This is a genomic window from Vampirovibrionales bacterium, assembly GCA_016712355.1.
Lineage (GTDB): Bacteria > Cyanobacteriota > Vampirovibrionia > Vampirovibrionales > Vampirovibrionaceae > JADJRF01.
Map to the genome: position 1 here is coordinate 2,190,650 of JADJRF010000005.1, position 14,515 is coordinate 2,205,164.

Consider the following 14,515-nt stretch of genomic DNA (forward strand, 5'->3'; position numbering starts at 1 on the left):
AATAGAGTCCCCTTTCGGGGCCGCTGACGTTAAAGGGCGGCTATCGGGGGCATATCTAACGAATTCCACGCAAAAGATAGAGTACATCCAGAAGATCCCAGAGAGCTATAGATTCCAGGTCTGGACATCGGCCCGAACAGAAAAATTTATTCGGGCGCCTCAAAAGGAGAATGGATCTCGACGTGGAAATCACGATGGGTGGCCATCCCACAGACCGGAACAATTCGGCGCTGAGCATTGCGTCGTCTCGTTGACGTGTGGTCAGGCCCATTTGGGTAGAGCATGATACGGATAGAGAAGGAGTTCCTCTAAAATGAGCGCTGCGCATTCCGCCATGAATACGGCTGTCGACGAAACCGCCTACGCCCAGCACGTCAACGCGCGCCGGGTGATTAACGGCACGGATGACGTGGTTCAGCTGTACCCGATTATTCACAAATTCGCATGGGACGCCTATATCGCCGCCAACGCCAATCACTGGCTACCGACGGAAATCTCGATGCAAAAAGACATCGAGCAATGGCGCTCTACCTCGGTCCTGACCGAAGACGAACGCCGGGTCGTGAAGCTGGCCTTGGGCTTTTTCACGACTGCTGACAGCATCGTCGCCAATAATCTGGTCCTGGCGGTTTACAAGCATATTTCGTCGCCGGAATGCCGCATGTATCTGCTGCGGCAAGCTTACGAAGAAGCCATTCACACGCATTCCTACCAGTACATCGTGGAAAGCCTCGGGCTGAACGAGGCCGAAATCTTTACGATGTATCAGCGCGTCGCCGCTATCTACGATAAGGACAACTTTGTTCAGGATCTCTTGCCGGACGTGCTGGATCCCTCGTTTAAAACCGGCACGTTCACCAACGACCAGAAGTTTCTGGAGAACCTCATTGACTTCTATGTCGTGATGGAAGGCGTTTTCTTCTACTCGTCGTTTGCAGCCATGTTGTCTTTCCGTCGGCGCAACCTGTTGCCCGGAACGGCGGAGCAGTTCCAGTACATTATGCGCGATGAGTCGATGCACATGAACTTTGGCATCGATATGATTAACCAGATCAAGCAGGACCAGCCGGAACTCTGGACCGATACATTCCAGCAGCGTATTCGTAACAAGATTGCCGAAGCCGCCGAGCTGGAAAAAGCCTACGCCGACGAGCTCATGCCGCGCGGTATTCTGGGTCTCAACGCCGAGAGCTTCGAGGATTACACGCGCTATATCGCGGATCGGCGCATGCAGGCCATCGGCCTGAACGTCAAATTCGGCGTGAAGAACCCGTTCCCTTGGATGAGTGAGCAAGTTGATCTCACCAAGTCAAAAAATTTCTTTGAGACGCGCATTACCGAATACCAGACCGGCGGCGCTCTGGAATGGGATGATTTCTAGATTTTTACCCGCTTAACGCTTATGATAAAGGGCCACATCTGCCCTTTATCATGCGTTTTAGGGGAAACTCTTATGTATTTGAGTCCACCCACATTTTCCGGCTCGACGCCTTTGAAAAGTCAGAATTTTCGCAGGACAGAGTGCATTCCCCCTTCGACGGAGCGAGTTTCCTGCAAATATAAAATCTATTTGCTGAAGCCCCAACATCTTGCCTTCTTGAAACGATTCATTTTATTCCAGATGCGCGCTTTAGAGCCATTCAAGAGTAACCCATGGGTTCACCTTCTTGAGATACTGCCGGATCAATTCGAGAAAGCGCAGATAGTTCGAGTGAGCGTCCCTCCCCATTTGGAAAAGGCCATCCGGGTATGTTATGGAAAAAGGGCCATTAAAATTGAAGACTGAGGTCTGAAGACACGCTCTCCATGGGCCGATATTTCCCAAGCCGGCTCCCTTTAGGAAAATTTACCCTTCGCAACGCGGGCTGGTCCTATAATAGGGGCGCGAAGATGCGCAAAACTGTATAGAGTGCATGCGAGTAGAGAGAGGAACGCCCTATGGCGATGATGGTCCGCCGTCGTGACGGCTCGGTAGAACCGATTCAGGAAGAGAAAATCAATGCGGTCATTAAAAAGGCCTGCGAGGGGCTCTCCAACGTCAGTTGGTCAGACGTCGCCGTGGGCTGCCAGGTCGCTTGGTATAACGGCATTTCGACGGAAGAAATCGACGAGTCGGCGATTCTGTCGGCCCGCAGCCTGATTGAACAGCATCCTCAATATGCGCACGTCGCCGCGCGGCTGGTGCTGTACGTGCTGTATCAACACGTTTTTGGCGCAACGGATGCGCGTAAAGGCTCTCTCGACACGCTGTACCGCGAGCGGTTCGCCGATTATCTCCAGAAAGGCGTTGATTCGGGCATGCTGGATCCGCGTCTGCTGGATTATGACCTGCCTCGCTTGGCCCAGGCGCTGGATCCGGGGGCGGACGAAGGGTTTCAGTATCAGGGCGTGCAAATCCTGAAAGATCGTTACCTCATTCGCAATCGACGCCGCGAGGTGATTGAATTGCCGCAATGGATGTGGATGCGCGTCGCGATGGGCGTAGCGCTGGCGGAAAGCGGCGATCGCGAAGCCCAGGTGATTCGCTTTTATCGCACGATCAAGAATTTTGACTATATTCCCAGCACGCCTACCCTTTTTAGCGCGGGGACCACGCATCCGCAGCTGTCTTCATGCTATCTGAACACGGCGGAAGATAGTCTTGAAGGCATTTTTAAAATTTTTACCGACAATGCGCGCCTTTCTAAATGGGCGGGCGGCCTTGGCACGGACTGGACGCCTGTTCGCGCTACCGGCGCCTCCATTATCGGCACCAATGGACAAAGTCAGGGCGTGATTCCATGGCTGAAAATCGATAACGACGTGGCCGTCGCCGTCAATCAGGGTGGCAAGCGCAAGGGCGCCCACTGCGCCTATCTGGAAACCTGGCACCTCGACATTGAGGATTTCGTAGAATTGCGCAAAAACGTGGGTGACGAGCGCCGCCGCACCCACGACATCAATACCGCCAACTGGATTCCTGACCTCTTTATGAAGCGGGTTCAGATGGACGGACCCTGGACGCTGCTTTCGCCAAGCGATGCGCCCGAATTGCACGATTTATACGGCCGCGAGTTCGAAGTCGCGTACGAGGCGCGCGAGCGTCAAGTCGAGGCGGGCGAGATTCAAGGCAAGCGCATGGAAGCCAAAACCCTCTGGCGCAAAATGTTGACGATGCTCTTTGAAACGGGGCATCCGTGGATGACGTTTAAGGATCCGTGCAACCTGCGTTCGCCGCAAGACCATATGGGCGTAGTGCATAGCTCTAACCTCTGCACGGAGATCACCCTCAACACCTCTAAAGAAGAGACGGCGGTCTGCAATCTGGGCTCGATCAATCTGGCGGCGCACATTCGCGACGGCCAGCTCGACGAAGCCAAGCTGGCGGAAACGGTCCATGCGGCGGTACGGATACTGGACGACGTGATTGACGTCAACTTTTATCCCACCCCGGAAGCCGAAGCCGCCAACCGTCGCCATCGGGCGATTGGTCTGGGCGTCATGGGGTACCAGGACATGCTCTATGCCCTGGATATTCCTTTTGCCAGCCAGCAGCATCTCGATTTTGCCGACAGGCTGTATGAGCGTATCAGCTACGAGGCGATTTCCGCGTCGTGCGATCTGGCTCAGGAGCGCGGGGCCTATGAAACCTATCCGGGATCCAAATGGAACCGGGGGATTCTCCCACTAGACACCATCGACCTTCTGGAGCGCGAACGCGGCGTTGAGATTGAGTGCAACCGCGAAAGCCGTCTCGATTGGGCCACGCTGCGCGAGCGGGTACGCAAGTGCGGCATGCGAAACTCGAATCTGATGGCCATCGCGCCCACCGCGACGATTTCCAATATCGTCGGCGTATCGCCTTGCATCGAGCCTAATTTCAGAAATCTATACGTCACCTCGAACTTGTCAGGCGAATTTACGGTGATCAACCAGCATCTGGTCGCGGATCTTGAAGCGATCGGCATGTGGAACGCCGATATTGCCGAACAACTCAAGGCGGTAGACGGCGATCTCACGCGGATTGCATCAATCCCGGATCGATTGCGCGAAAAATACCCGGACATCTTCCAAATGGACATGGCCTGGCTGATTCGCGCCGCAGCGATGCGCGGCAAGTGGATTGATCAGGCGCAATCGCTCAACCTGTTTGTCGCCAACACGAGCGGTAAGCATCTAAACGAACTGTATACGCTGGCTTGGCGCGTTGGCCTCAAGACAACGTATTACCTGCGCTCGTTAGGAGCCAGTCAGGTGGAGAAATCCACAATTGATACGGCCAAATACGGCAAGACGCATAAGCGCGACAACGTGGCCTCAATGACAAGCGGGATGTCGCAGCCGCAAGCCTGCGCCATTGACAACCCAGAGTGTGAAGCCTGCCAGTAGAAACAGTCTGCAGCAAGCGATTCCTGTTTCCAGCGCCCCCCGGTTGTCCGAGGGGCGCTGGTTTAAGAGGGATCAGGGTCGTTCAACGACGTCCAAAATTTCTCAAAATTCGTGCAAATCGTAAAGATTGATCTCTATGCTTTTAGATATAAATATGAAATACTAATAGTAAGAAACGGATCTTGCACAAACGCAGTATTGCACGGTGCTCAAAAGACGTTTCTGCGACTCAGATTGCGTCGGCCATGAGAAACCTGCGCGAGGGGTCGCAAAAGACATAGCGGACGACCTTTGCCTTTTTTCAGGGTAAACGGGCGACGATTGTCTTGTGGGGAATTTTAATTCGCGCGCGTGAAGACGCTTCGAAAGGAGTCGTTTATGTCCGATCGTTTATTTCCGTGCGTTGCGGGAGGGCCCGTATCGCAAGCCCTATTGGCGCAACTCGCGTCGACAATTGTTTCAGACTTTACCGCCTGGAAAGCGGCCCGAAGCCCATTAGAGGCGCGGTGGCGCGAATGCTGGCAGGCTTACCTGTGTAATGCGCAGTCGTTGACGACAGAGAGCGAAGATCGCAACGCCGACCGCAGCCGAATTGTACGGCCATTACTGTATGAAGCCGTCGAGGCCATTCAGGCGAACCTGATGAACGCCATGTTTCCGTCTGACGAACGCTTTTTCAGCGTCGTCGGAAAAACAGAAGGCGACCACCGTAACGCGCAGATTATTGAAGCGTTTCTGCTTCAAAAACTGCAATCGATGGGTTTCTCCGAAAAATTCGCCATGTTTTTGAAGCAAGCCATTATTATCGGCAGTTCAGCCGCCGCAGCGCCCTGGCGACGAGAAAGCCGTCAGCGTAAAACGTATCGACCTGTCGAGTTATTCGGCGTCAGCGTCGGTATGGAGAAAACGCTGGAAACGCAACTGATTTACAACGGCCCGGACTTTGAAACGCTGGATATGATGGATTTTCTCATCGACCCCGATGAGCCGGATTTTGAGAAAGCAACTGTCATTCGCCGCATTGAGCGCTCACTGGACGCGCTACGGCGCAACCCGGCGTATTGCAATCTGGAGGGGCTGGAGTCTCATCCACAGGAGGAGGACGACAGCGATAAATCAGCAAGACGCACGGCTTTTGGGATTCAACCCGCCGCGCTGAGACAATCGAGCCACAGACAAAATAAAGTAACGCTGTTAGAAGCCTGGGGTGACTTTCGAGCAGGCGATCGCCTGTTTGAAAACCATGTATGCGTGATCGCCAACGGCGATCGGGTGATTCGCTTTGAGCCAAATCCCTACGATCATGGACTCAAGCCCTTTATTTTCACCAATTTTATTCCGACGCCCAATGAGGCCTATGGCATCGGCGCGATCGAAAAAAGTCTGGGGCTTCAGCATGCGGTCAATACGCTGACCAATCAAAAATTAGACGTCATTAACATCTCCATTAATAACCCGTTTACGTATCTTATTAACGATGACGTCTTTGATCCAGACACCATTGTCACGCGCCCTGGCGCGCTAATTCCAGTGAAAAGCCATGAAACGCTTCGTCCTCTCACATATCTAAATAACTTTACCGTCGCCTTTAACGAGATCGCCGACTTAAGAAACGAGATTCAGGAAGCAACTGGCGCGCTCAAATTCTTTACAGGAGGAGACGCGTCCCTTAATCCGCGCACGGCAACGGAAGTATCGGCGCTGGTGAGCGGCGGCGCGCAGAAATTCAATACGTTTGTCTCGCATCTGGAGAATACGACGCTAGAACCTTTTTTGCGCATGGCGTTTGAGAACGCGAAGCAATTTTTAGTCGATAGCGAAACATTACGGATTACCCGCAATGACGGCTCGCTGGAATTTCGTCGAATTTTGCCGGAATTGCTTCAGCGCGCCCAATGCGATTTCCGGATTGATGGCGCACAGGCCGCCGTCACGCGAGGACAAGAGATTGAAGCCATGATGCTGTTTGCGCGTCTGACGCAAGATCTGCCTCAAATTCGCGAACGACTCAATTTGTTGCCACTCTTACGAAAAATCTACCGACGCCTGGGATTCAAGGACGAGGAACAGGTATTTATCTCAACGCAGGAGAACGATGATGCGCCTGCCGCCTGAGCTCCCCCCGCAGCAGCCGCTTCGCAGACTCCCCCTCCTGGAGCGCGCGACACTGATGGCGCAATTAATTCAGGAGCCCGGCTGGCGGTTTCTCGTCCAGATAATGACGCCCGAGTTACGCGCGCGCATACAAGATACCGACAGTCGAGAAGCATTTCTGTATGAAGCCATCCGACTTCAGGCCATTCAAGAGGTTTTATCGTTACCAGAACAAATTATTCGCCAGGCAAGACGATCTCGCCAAACTTGCGGCGAATCGCAGGACGTTTATTCGTTTCCGTTACCCAATTTAACCGAGGAGAGTGAAGAAATCCCATGACATCCGATGAATCTCTTTCGACTGAGCCCGCAACGCCATGCGCGGGTTGCAATGCACTAAGACAGGAGCTTGATGCGCTTAAAGCGTTGGGGCAAAGCGCATTCGAGGATCCCAGGCAACAACCGTCAACCCCTGAGAACCTGACGCCAGCGGAAGCGTTGGAGGCGCTTCAAGAAAATCCTGTGTTATTTATCCAAACATTGATCGAAAATGCCGCTTCAAATCATTTAGCTGACCTCCGGGACGAAGCGGAATTCAACGGGGCGCTGCGGGCCATGGGTCGCCAACATGCAGAATTTGCCCGGTTTGCGCCGTATGTGATTCAAGAAACGCTTGCCATTATGAATGCCGATAATGACGGCGTAATTGCCCCTTGGCACGAACTACTTGAACAAGGGTACCGGGCATTCCAGAAAAAATTCCAGGAAACCATTCGAGAAACGCCGGCCTTGGCGAGCGATACGGCCAGCGCGAACTCAGCACCCGCTGCCTTCGTAGAGGGACGAAGCAATCGCGAAGCCCCGACAGAGCCGCCAAGTTTTACGCGCAACGAAATTGCGCGGATGTCTCTGGCGGATTTTCTAAAAAATGAATCTGCAATTGAAGATGCGCTCAAGCACAGACGTATTCGATAAGAAGGAGGAACATGAATCATGGCGCTTGCCAATTTTATGCCTGAAATCTGGAGCAAGAAATTGCTCAAAATTTTTGATGCCAACGCGGTTATGTCCAAACTGGTTAATACCGATTTTGAAGGTGATATTGAGTCCGCCGGCGACGTCGTTAAAGTTCGCACCTTTGGGAACGTGACCATTAATACCTACACTCGGGACATGACGATCTCGTTTCAGAGCCTGACGGATCCAATGCAGGAACTCACCATTGATCAACAAAAATATTTTGCGTTTAAAGTTGACGACCTCGATAAAGCGCAATCCAATATGGACATTCTGGAAGGCTATAGCGCGCGCGCGGCTATTGCCATTCGCAATGTAGTGGACGCCCGCCTGTTAGGACATTATGCAGACGTCTCCGCAGGCAACGTTATTGGAACGGACGCTTCGCCCATCACGCTGACAACGTCGAATGTCTACAGCTATATTGCTGATATGGCAGAATTACTCGATGCCGCCAACGTTCCAGCAGAAGGACGCAATCTGGTTATTACGCCTAAAATCAAGACATTGTTACTTAAATCAGACGAATTTACGCGCGCAACCAGCTTGGGCGACAATATCATTCAAAATGGCTATATCGGGAACGTCGCCGGATTCTCGGTGCATGTTTCCACCAATCTCATGCCCGTAAACGGGGCGATTAATATAATGGGCTTTACGCGCGACTATATTTCGTTCGCCAGCCAGGTGTCGAAAATTGAGCACGTACGGCCTTACAATATGTTCGCCGACGCCGTAAAAGGCCTCTATTTATATGGCTCTAAGGTCTTTCTACCGACGGCGGGCGTCGTACTGAAAGCCGCTCCGTAAGGCAATGAGGCGGGGAAGACCTGTTGCAGGCTGCCAGGGGGCGATATCGCCCCCCTCCGCCTTTATTGCTATTCATTTTTATCTCCTATCTACTCATCCTGGTTCCTGGATTTTGCACCTTCCCGGGCAGTTGATTCGGGACGTCAACTGCCCACTTCTTTTTTAAACGGAGATTAGGCGACGATGCGAAATAAAATTTTCTATAATATTTACGACTCATGCGCCCAATGGCAATGTCGTCAGAATAAAACAGGACAAACCGATATCATTGGCGGCGCATTGGCGCAAATTTTAAAGCAGTATCCCCACGAATATGAACTCACATTTTTATCGCCAGAGGGGGTGTGGCATGAGTACGACGCTTGAACTTGTCAATGAGATCTTGAGACGGGCAGGCCAACAACCCGTCACCACCCTAGTCGGAGCAGAAACGCCAGCCGTTCAGACGCTGGCATGTCTGAATCAGATTTATTTTGAAATGCTTCAACTCTTAAAAACGCATCGGCTTTTGAAGAAAACGATGTTTAGTACACAAGCAGGCATTCAGTCGTATGCAATGCCCGCAGATGCCTCTATCACTTCGCTCGCGGGCGATTCCGTCATGAATATCGCCGATAGCAGCGTTCTCAACGAAGTGGATTATGGATATCCTCTACGCTATGGCGTAAATATCACTGGCCGGCCGCAATATTTCTGGCGACAGGACGACCGTATTTATTTCTACCCCATACCGGATGCAGCCTATTCTATTCAATATCATTATTTAATCTCACCTCAAAAATTAATCACCGACATTCAACTTTTATCTCTACCTCCCGAATACGAACCCGTTTTAGTACAAGGGGCGCTCTCGCTTCTGGAGAAATTTCTGGGGGAAAGCGGGTATCAAGAATCCTATGTCGTATACCGTGACGGATTGGCGCAACTCCGCGCCCGTTCGCCTCTCAAGCCTTTTTATCGCATTCGAGGCTATTACCGGGGAGGCCGAAGCTAAGCGAAAGCTCTCAAGTACAAAAGGAATTCCATTATGACGTCTCAAACATTTCGCTATTACCAGAATACAGGTGGACTGAACTTACGGTTTAATGAATTAACTTTAGGCGAAAACGAGGCGGAAGAGATTCTTAATTTACATGCCTCTTCCAGTGGCAGTTGGACAACGCAGGGAGCTGGCTATGCGCGATTAAACGCAACGCCTCTGGCAAGCGGGGCGGCGATTACCTCCATGACAGCTTTTCATCCGCTCCAGGGAGGCGCGCGACTTGTTGCAGCGGCAGGCAACGCTCTCTATGACGTGAGCGTGGGAAACGGCGCCGGCGTCGTTATCGCCAGCGGTTTGAGCGCGGGAGCGCCGGTTAATTTTACAACGTTCCAGGGTCTGCTTATTGCCTGTAACGGCGTCAATTCACCCCTTAAGTGGGATGGAGGGGGCCTTATGACGCCATTGGAGGGGTGGCCGCCTGCGATTGTCAACATATCGCCCGGCGCGCCGGCTTTTGCGGAAGTTTATGCCAATCGACTTGTATTAGCAGGGGATCCGGCAAATCCTTCCATGTTGTATCTGTCAGCGCTTGAAGATCCACAAACATTCACGCCAGAAACGGGAGCCGCTTCAGCAGGCGCAATTCAAGTCAGCCCCGGAGATGGACAACGGATCACCGCCCTAAAAACCTTATATCTCCCACTGTCTGGAACGCAAGCGCTCGTCGTTTTTAAAGACCGTTCCACTTATTTATTAACAGGAGACGACGCCGATAGCTTCGCTGTTCAAAAAATATCCGGTGAGTTCGGCGCCGTAGGACCCCGCAGCGTGGTCGACGTCGGAAATGAACTGATATTTATGACGCGAGAAGGCGTCACCAGCTTAAATACGGCAACCCTTCAGGGCAACCTGACGACACAGTTCTTATCGCAGTCAATTCAACCGCAAATGAATCTTCTCAACAAAGAGAAGCTTAAAGACGGTTTTGCAATTCACTTGCGTAATCGACAGGAAGTCTGGTGGATGGCGCCTGAAGGCGGCTCGACGCGCAATCAACGGGTTCTAGTTTACAACTACGGCATGGGCAATGTCTGGAGTCGGCGAAGCGGAATTATAGCCGCTTGCGGCGCTCTATTTAACGATCGATTTTATACAGGCGATTATACCGGATATTTGTATCAACAACTCACCGGCAACAGTTATCATGGCGCGCCCATTGAATGGCGTTACCGCACGCCGTTTTACACCCTGGGCTCTCCTCGCCTTCGCAAGCGAATCAAAGACATTGAGATCTCTGTTAAACAGATTTCATCTATTAATTTAACCGTGAACGTCGCATGGGATTTACGCAGAAGCGCCAGCGCCCGACAAAAACGGGTGCGCGCGCTATCTCCTGATGAGGCCAGCGCCGTGTATCACGCCGCCATTTATGGAGCAGACGCCTATGGAACCAGCGGCGCATCGACGGCGCGCATTACTCCAGACGGTTCTGGCAGAACGCTACAACTCGAATTCTCAGGCGCAGGAGTCAATCAACCCATTGATTTACAGGGCTGGACAATTACAGCGCTTTATGGCGGATTCCGATGAAAATTTTAGACTGTTTTGAAATCTTCGCAAGCAGGAGGCGATGACAAACCATGTCTCAAATATCACGACTTAAAGACGCCGAAATTTCGAACGGCAACTTAATTAATGCCGATGATATCGATGTCGAACTCAATCAACTGATTAATGAATCCAACACGCAAGACACGCGACTCATCGCATTAGAATCCGGCAACTTATCAATTGACGGGGTAAAAACATTCCTGAAAGCGCCCAAGCTGGATAAAATTGATGCGCGCACGCCTAACGCCGGACTCACATTAGAGGCGGTGACGCTTAAAGGCGGGTCTATTGAAATCGCCGCCCGTACAGCCGTCGCCTCCATTAATACCGCCTCTAACGAGGTAATTACCACCGTTTCTCACGGGCTTGTCAGCGGCGCAGCCATTCAGTTTATTACAGATAATACGCTGCCTTCGCCGCTATCGGTCGGGACAACCTATTATGCGCGCGTCATCAGCAGCGTCAATTTCACCGTGCATCTGACGCAGGCGGACGCTCAAAATGCACAGAATGTGATCGACATCACAACCGTCGGTTCTGGGGCGCATGCTGTTTTATGCGATCCGGCAACGCCTTCAAACGGACAAATCTGGTACAATCGCGCCGAATCGAAACTAAAAGCGCGTCGTAACGGCGTTACACGCTCTGTTTTATTGACCGGAGACGCTGCCGGAACGCCCAAAGGGGCCATTCGAGGGCCCGTTATCGAGTGGGTTTCAGCCTCGTCCGTTAAAATTCCTGCAGGATTTTTGTGCCGAGATGCAGACGATTCTCAGGATGTTGTATTTGACAGCGACAGAATCCTTTCCATAACCACGACCGGGGTAAATGGTCTGGACAGCGGTTCTGAAGCGCAAGATACCTGGTACTACGTTTGGGCTATCGCCGACAGCAGCAATACGAACGCTCCTGCCGGCATTCTCTCCGCCTCTAATACAAGCCCTACCATGCCTTCTGGCTATGATCGGAAACGGCTTTTACCTCTAGCGATCCGGAATGATAGCGCAAGCAATTTATTGAAATTTTCCATCGGAGAAGGTTGGCCGCAACGTCCTGTCATTTATTATGACTTAGGCGAAACTTACCAGACGGGCAGCGGTTTTACCATGGGGGAAACCAACATCCTCAATGCGGGTGTCGCCACTGCATGGACAAGCGTCTCCGGGGCCAGTTATATTCCGCCTGTTTCAAGGGCTGCGTTGTTTCACTGCCTCAACCAGACTACCAGCGCCACGGCCGGTTATTTTTCGATACGGCCGGGAAGCTCATCGTCAAATGGCGCGGCGCTTCATTTAGGCTGGCCTTCTGATCAAATCAGGCGAATCGCCGTGAATGGCAGCCAGCAAGTAGAATACAAACGGAACGCCGGAGCTGGCTTATTATGCCTGGACGTTAGCGGCTTTATCGTGACGGAGGTCCTCTAAAATGAGCATCCCGTTTCGCTATGTCAGACGAAAAGATTCACCCCTGACAATTAAGATGGCAGGATTCTGCGATTTCAGCGGCCAGTTTGACGCCTCGATTTATGAAATAATCGAAGCGCCTTTACCCGCCAATGCGCAACAGGAAGCAATTCCAAGCTTGAATCAAACTCTGATCAACGTCATCAAACAAGCGAACGTCGCCAACCGGGCAGCTTTTTACACCTATTTTTCCGCAATTGAGAGCGCATTGAACGCCGACGACGCCCCCGCCGCCCGCGCCTTGCTCCTGGGTTTAAGCGCGCTCCCGGTTGGGGTTGAAACCCTACGCCAAACGATTCTGGCGAAACTGCCTTAGGAGAGCCCCTCATGGAATTTTCCTGCCAATTTGAACAATTTTTAGGACCTTTGGGAGGCCTGATTCTGAGTTTATTTTTTTGCTTTGTCTTTTTAAGACGTTTTGAAAAAGCGACCGAACGCCTCTTGAATGTTTTGGAGACAGAATTGGAGTTAAGCCATTATCGTCATGACCAAGCCTTGAGCGAACTCATGAAATTAATCGAAAAACATCAAACAGAGTAAGACAAAAAACAAATAACAAGCACAAGAAACAAGGAGGCGTGTTCTGATGGAAGCGTTTGAATCGGCCTCAACATCTGAAACTTCAAAAATCATTGAAGTAATCCCAACGCCGCTGGCGGTAAAACCTCGCAATATTCAATTGACTCCCGATTTTAATCTGGCTGAATTCCTTCGCCCCCAAGACCCCGTACCGGCGCCGTACGTCCTGGACAATCTCTATCGCCTGGCCAACCGGCTCCAACTGTTGCGGGATCTCTTGGGACGACCTATCCGGATTAATTCCGGTTATCGTACGATTGCTCATAATCAGGAAGTGGGGGGCGTCCAGAATAGCCAACACCTGTCGGGTACGGCTGTCGACATTGTTGTTCCGGGATTAATGCCTCGCGACTTACAACTAATTTTAATGAACTGGTCGGGCGGAATGGGACAATACAAAACCTATACCCATCTCGATATCCGGCCCTATCGCGCGCGTTGGCGCGGTTAATCAGGAATCCAACGCAAGGAGGTTCGTTACAAAAGGGGGAAATAATTATGAATTTTTTCATGCTGAATCTACTCACTAAGCTCACTTATGGGCCCTCTATCGCCGTTGCGCTGCAACTTATCAAACTCATTGCGGACGCGATGGAAAGCGCCGACGTCTCTGATGTCGCGCGAGTCGTCTATGAGCGACTCCCTGTATCATGGCGGGCGCCGAAAGGCCCTGCGACCGAAGAGGAATTTCTGCAAACCATTCAGACAGGAATCGCTTTTTTTACGTCGCTTCGCCGATGCGTTAATTTCTAAAACCCTCTCATCCCATTATGCTGTCGCCCTTGTTCCGGTTAGTCGGAACAAGGGCTTTTTTTATGGTATGAAATAAGCACTGAGAAAATGAGACATTGAGAAAGATCCCGCGCCACGCCGCCAATGCCTGACTCTGATTCCCCCGATCCCTCTTTTGAGGCCGCTAACGCATTCTCGTTTTCGTCGGACAATGACGAGGACGGCGACTCGTATGCCTATTTCTTCACACTGGAAGAAGCGGCCCTGCTGGCGCGTGAATTGTCAGGGGTTTTTGAACAGGCGCATGACGAGTTGAGCCGCCTGCAAGACGACGTCATCCTTTATAAGCGCATTCATCTGGCCAAACGACGCGAGCCGCTTGGCACCAACGGCGACGAACTGGACGTGCTACAAGAAAAATGGACGCTTTATGAGGCGGCGTTTAACCGGTGGAATGCCTACTTCGCGGAACGGCATATCCTGCTGCGCGATATCGGTCGCGGGTTGGTGGATTTTCCGTATCGGGCCCAGGACGGCTCGGTGTATTTACTTTGCTGGCGTCTGGGCGAAGACGGCGTTCTGTCGTTCCATGGTCCCGACGAAGGATTTATGGGAAGAAAGCCTATTACGCTTCTCCCTGATTAGAAAATCCCCCTAAAAAAAATCCCCTTTGCAGGGGACATCACAACATCTCTGTCTCTCTCTGTTGAAGCTGGGGCAACACGCGCCGAAACGGACAGCGGTTGCTAAAAAATCCTATATTGATTGCTCTCTGCTCGAACTGTAAACGCAACGATCCAATAACGGCTCCCCGATACGGGAGTGATAATCTTATTTTAATAAAAACAAATAAAGTGTT

15 protein-coding genes are annotated in these 14,515 nt (G+C 51.7%); all 15 read left to right on the top strand.

Going from position 1 to position 14,515, the window contains the following annotated elements:
• Positions 1-313 precede the first annotated feature (313 nt).
• The 15 genes from IPK79_11515 (at position 314) to IPK79_11585 (ending at position 14,301) form a co-directional block, all read left to right on the top strand.
• Positions 314-1,381, top strand: coding sequence for a ribonucleotide-diphosphate reductase subunit beta (locus tag IPK79_11515; GenBank protein MBK8191063.1), 1,068 nt, complete (start codon positions 314-316; stop codon positions 1,379-1,381).
• A gap of 557 nt (positions 1,382-1,938) precedes the next feature.
• On the top strand, positions 1,939-4,368 hold the full coding sequence (locus IPK79_11520) for a ribonucleoside-diphosphate reductase subunit alpha (protein MBK8191064.1): 2,430 nt from the start codon (positions 1,939-1,941) through the stop codon (positions 4,366-4,368).
• A 378-nt stretch (positions 4,369-4,746) separates the two neighbouring features.
• Complete coding sequence (locus IPK79_11525; protein ID MBK8191065.1) at positions 4,747-6,483, top strand: hypothetical protein; 1,737 nt, start codon at positions 4,747-4,749, stop codon at positions 6,481-6,483.
• A 55-nt stretch (positions 6,484-6,538) separates the two neighbouring features.
• Positions 6,539-6,802: a hypothetical protein gene (locus tag IPK79_11530; GenBank protein ID MBK8191066.1), complete on the top strand. Its 264-nt coding sequence runs from the start codon at positions 6,539-6,541 to the stop codon at positions 6,800-6,802.
• Complete coding sequence (locus IPK79_11535) at positions 6,799-7,437, top strand: hypothetical protein (protein ID MBK8191067.1); 639 nt, start codon at positions 6,799-6,801, stop codon at positions 7,435-7,437. Before IPK79_11530 ends, IPK79_11535 begins: the two co-directional genes overlap by 4 nt.
• 18 nt (positions 7,438-7,455) lie before the next feature.
• Positions 7,456-8,289: a P22 coat protein - protein 5 domain protein gene (locus tag IPK79_11540; protein MBK8191068.1), complete on the top strand. Its 834-nt coding sequence runs from the start codon at positions 7,456-7,458 to the stop codon at positions 8,287-8,289.
• Between the two features lie 183 nt (positions 8,290-8,472).
• Positions 8,473-8,655: a hypothetical protein gene (locus IPK79_11545; GenBank protein ID MBK8191069.1), complete on the top strand. Its 183-nt coding sequence runs from the start codon at positions 8,473-8,475 to the stop codon at positions 8,653-8,655.
• Positions 8,639-9,283: a hypothetical protein gene (locus IPK79_11550; protein MBK8191070.1), complete on the top strand. Its 645-nt coding sequence runs from the start codon at positions 8,639-8,641 to the stop codon at positions 9,281-9,283. The genes IPK79_11545 and IPK79_11550 overlap by 17 nt, the downstream gene beginning before the upstream one ends.
• A 33-nt stretch (positions 9,284-9,316) precedes the next feature.
• The gene (locus IPK79_11555; GenBank protein ID MBK8191071.1) at positions 9,317-10,861 is read left to right on the top strand and encodes a hypothetical protein; all 1,545 of its coding nucleotides are present in this window, start codon (positions 9,317-9,319) and stop codon (positions 10,859-10,861) included.
• Between the two features lie 50 nt (positions 10,862-10,911).
• Positions 10,912-12,306 carry a hypothetical protein gene (locus IPK79_11560; protein ID MBK8191072.1) on the top strand — a complete coding sequence of 465 codons (1,395 nt, stop codon included), beginning with the start codon at positions 10,912-10,914 and terminating at the stop codon, positions 12,304-12,306.
• Position 12,307: 1 nt separating this feature from the next.
• Positions 12,308-12,661: a hypothetical protein gene (locus tag IPK79_11565; GenBank protein ID MBK8191073.1), complete on the top strand. Its 354-nt coding sequence runs from the start codon at positions 12,308-12,310 to the stop codon at positions 12,659-12,661.
• A gap of 11 nt (positions 12,662-12,672) precedes the next feature.
• Positions 12,673-12,885 (top strand): hypothetical protein, encoded by a 213-nt coding sequence (locus tag IPK79_11570; GenBank protein MBK8191074.1) that lies wholly within the window; start codon positions 12,673-12,675, stop codon positions 12,883-12,885.
• Between the two features lie 46 nt (positions 12,886-12,931).
• A complete protein-coding gene (locus IPK79_11575; GenBank protein ID MBK8191075.1) occupies positions 12,932-13,375 on the top strand; it encodes a DUF882 domain-containing protein in 444 nt (147 codons plus the stop codon).
• A gap of 47 nt (positions 13,376-13,422) precedes the next feature.
• Positions 13,423-13,677 carry a hypothetical protein gene (locus tag IPK79_11580; protein MBK8191076.1) on the top strand — a complete coding sequence of 85 codons (255 nt, stop codon included), beginning with the start codon at positions 13,423-13,425 and terminating at the stop codon, positions 13,675-13,677.
• A 123-nt stretch (positions 13,678-13,800) separates the two neighbouring features.
• A complete protein-coding gene (locus IPK79_11585) occupies positions 13,801-14,301 on the top strand; it encodes a DUF2203 family protein (GenBank protein MBK8191077.1) in 501 nt (166 codons plus the stop codon).
• The last annotated feature ends 214 nt before the right edge of the window (positions 14,302-14,515 follow it).

Bases quoted from the DNA above. Each gene is read 5' to 3' on its own strand.
- IPK79_11545 (MBK8191069.1), top strand. From the start codon at position 8,473: ATGCGAAATAAAATTTTCTATAATATTTACGACTCATGCGCCCAATGG.
- IPK79_11520 (MBK8191064.1), top strand. From the start codon at position 1,939: ATGGCGATGATGGTCCGCCGTCGTGACGGCTCGGTAGAACCGATTCAG.
- IPK79_11575 (MBK8191075.1), top strand. From the start codon at position 12,932: ATGGAAGCGTTTGAATCGGCCTCAACATCTGAAACTTCAAAAATCATT.
- IPK79_11535 (MBK8191067.1), top strand. From the start codon at position 6,799: ATGACATCCGATGAATCTCTTTCGACTGAGCCCGCAACGCCATGCGCG.
- IPK79_11570 (MBK8191074.1), top strand. From the start codon at position 12,673: ATGGAATTTTCCTGCCAATTTGAACAATTTTTAGGACCTTTGGGAGGC.
- IPK79_11525 (MBK8191065.1), top strand. From the start codon at position 4,747: ATGTCCGATCGTTTATTTCCGTGCGTTGCGGGAGGGCCCGTATCGCAA.
- IPK79_11585 (MBK8191077.1), top strand. From the start codon at position 13,801: ATGCCTGACTCTGATTCCCCCGATCCCTCTTTTGAGGCCGCTAACGCA.
- IPK79_11540 (MBK8191068.1), top strand. From the start codon at position 7,456: ATGGCGCTTGCCAATTTTATGCCTGAAATCTGGAGCAAGAAATTGCTC.
- IPK79_11550 (MBK8191070.1), top strand. From the start codon at position 8,639: ATGAGTACGACGCTTGAACTTGTCAATGAGATCTTGAGACGGGCAGGC.
- IPK79_11555 (MBK8191071.1), top strand. From the start codon at position 9,317: ATGACGTCTCAAACATTTCGCTATTACCAGAATACAGGTGGACTGAAC.
- IPK79_11560 (MBK8191072.1), top strand. From the start codon at position 10,912: ATGTCTCAAATATCACGACTTAAAGACGCCGAAATTTCGAACGGCAAC.
- IPK79_11530 (MBK8191066.1), top strand. From the start codon at position 6,539: ATGGCGCAATTAATTCAGGAGCCCGGCTGGCGGTTTCTCGTCCAGATA.
- IPK79_11565 (MBK8191073.1), top strand. From the start codon at position 12,308: ATGAGCATCCCGTTTCGCTATGTCAGACGAAAAGATTCACCCCTGACA.
- IPK79_11515 (MBK8191063.1), top strand. From the start codon at position 314: ATGAGCGCTGCGCATTCCGCCATGAATACGGCTGTCGACGAAACCGCC.
- IPK79_11580 (MBK8191076.1), top strand. From the start codon at position 13,423: ATGAATTTTTTCATGCTGAATCTACTCACTAAGCTCACTTATGGGCCC.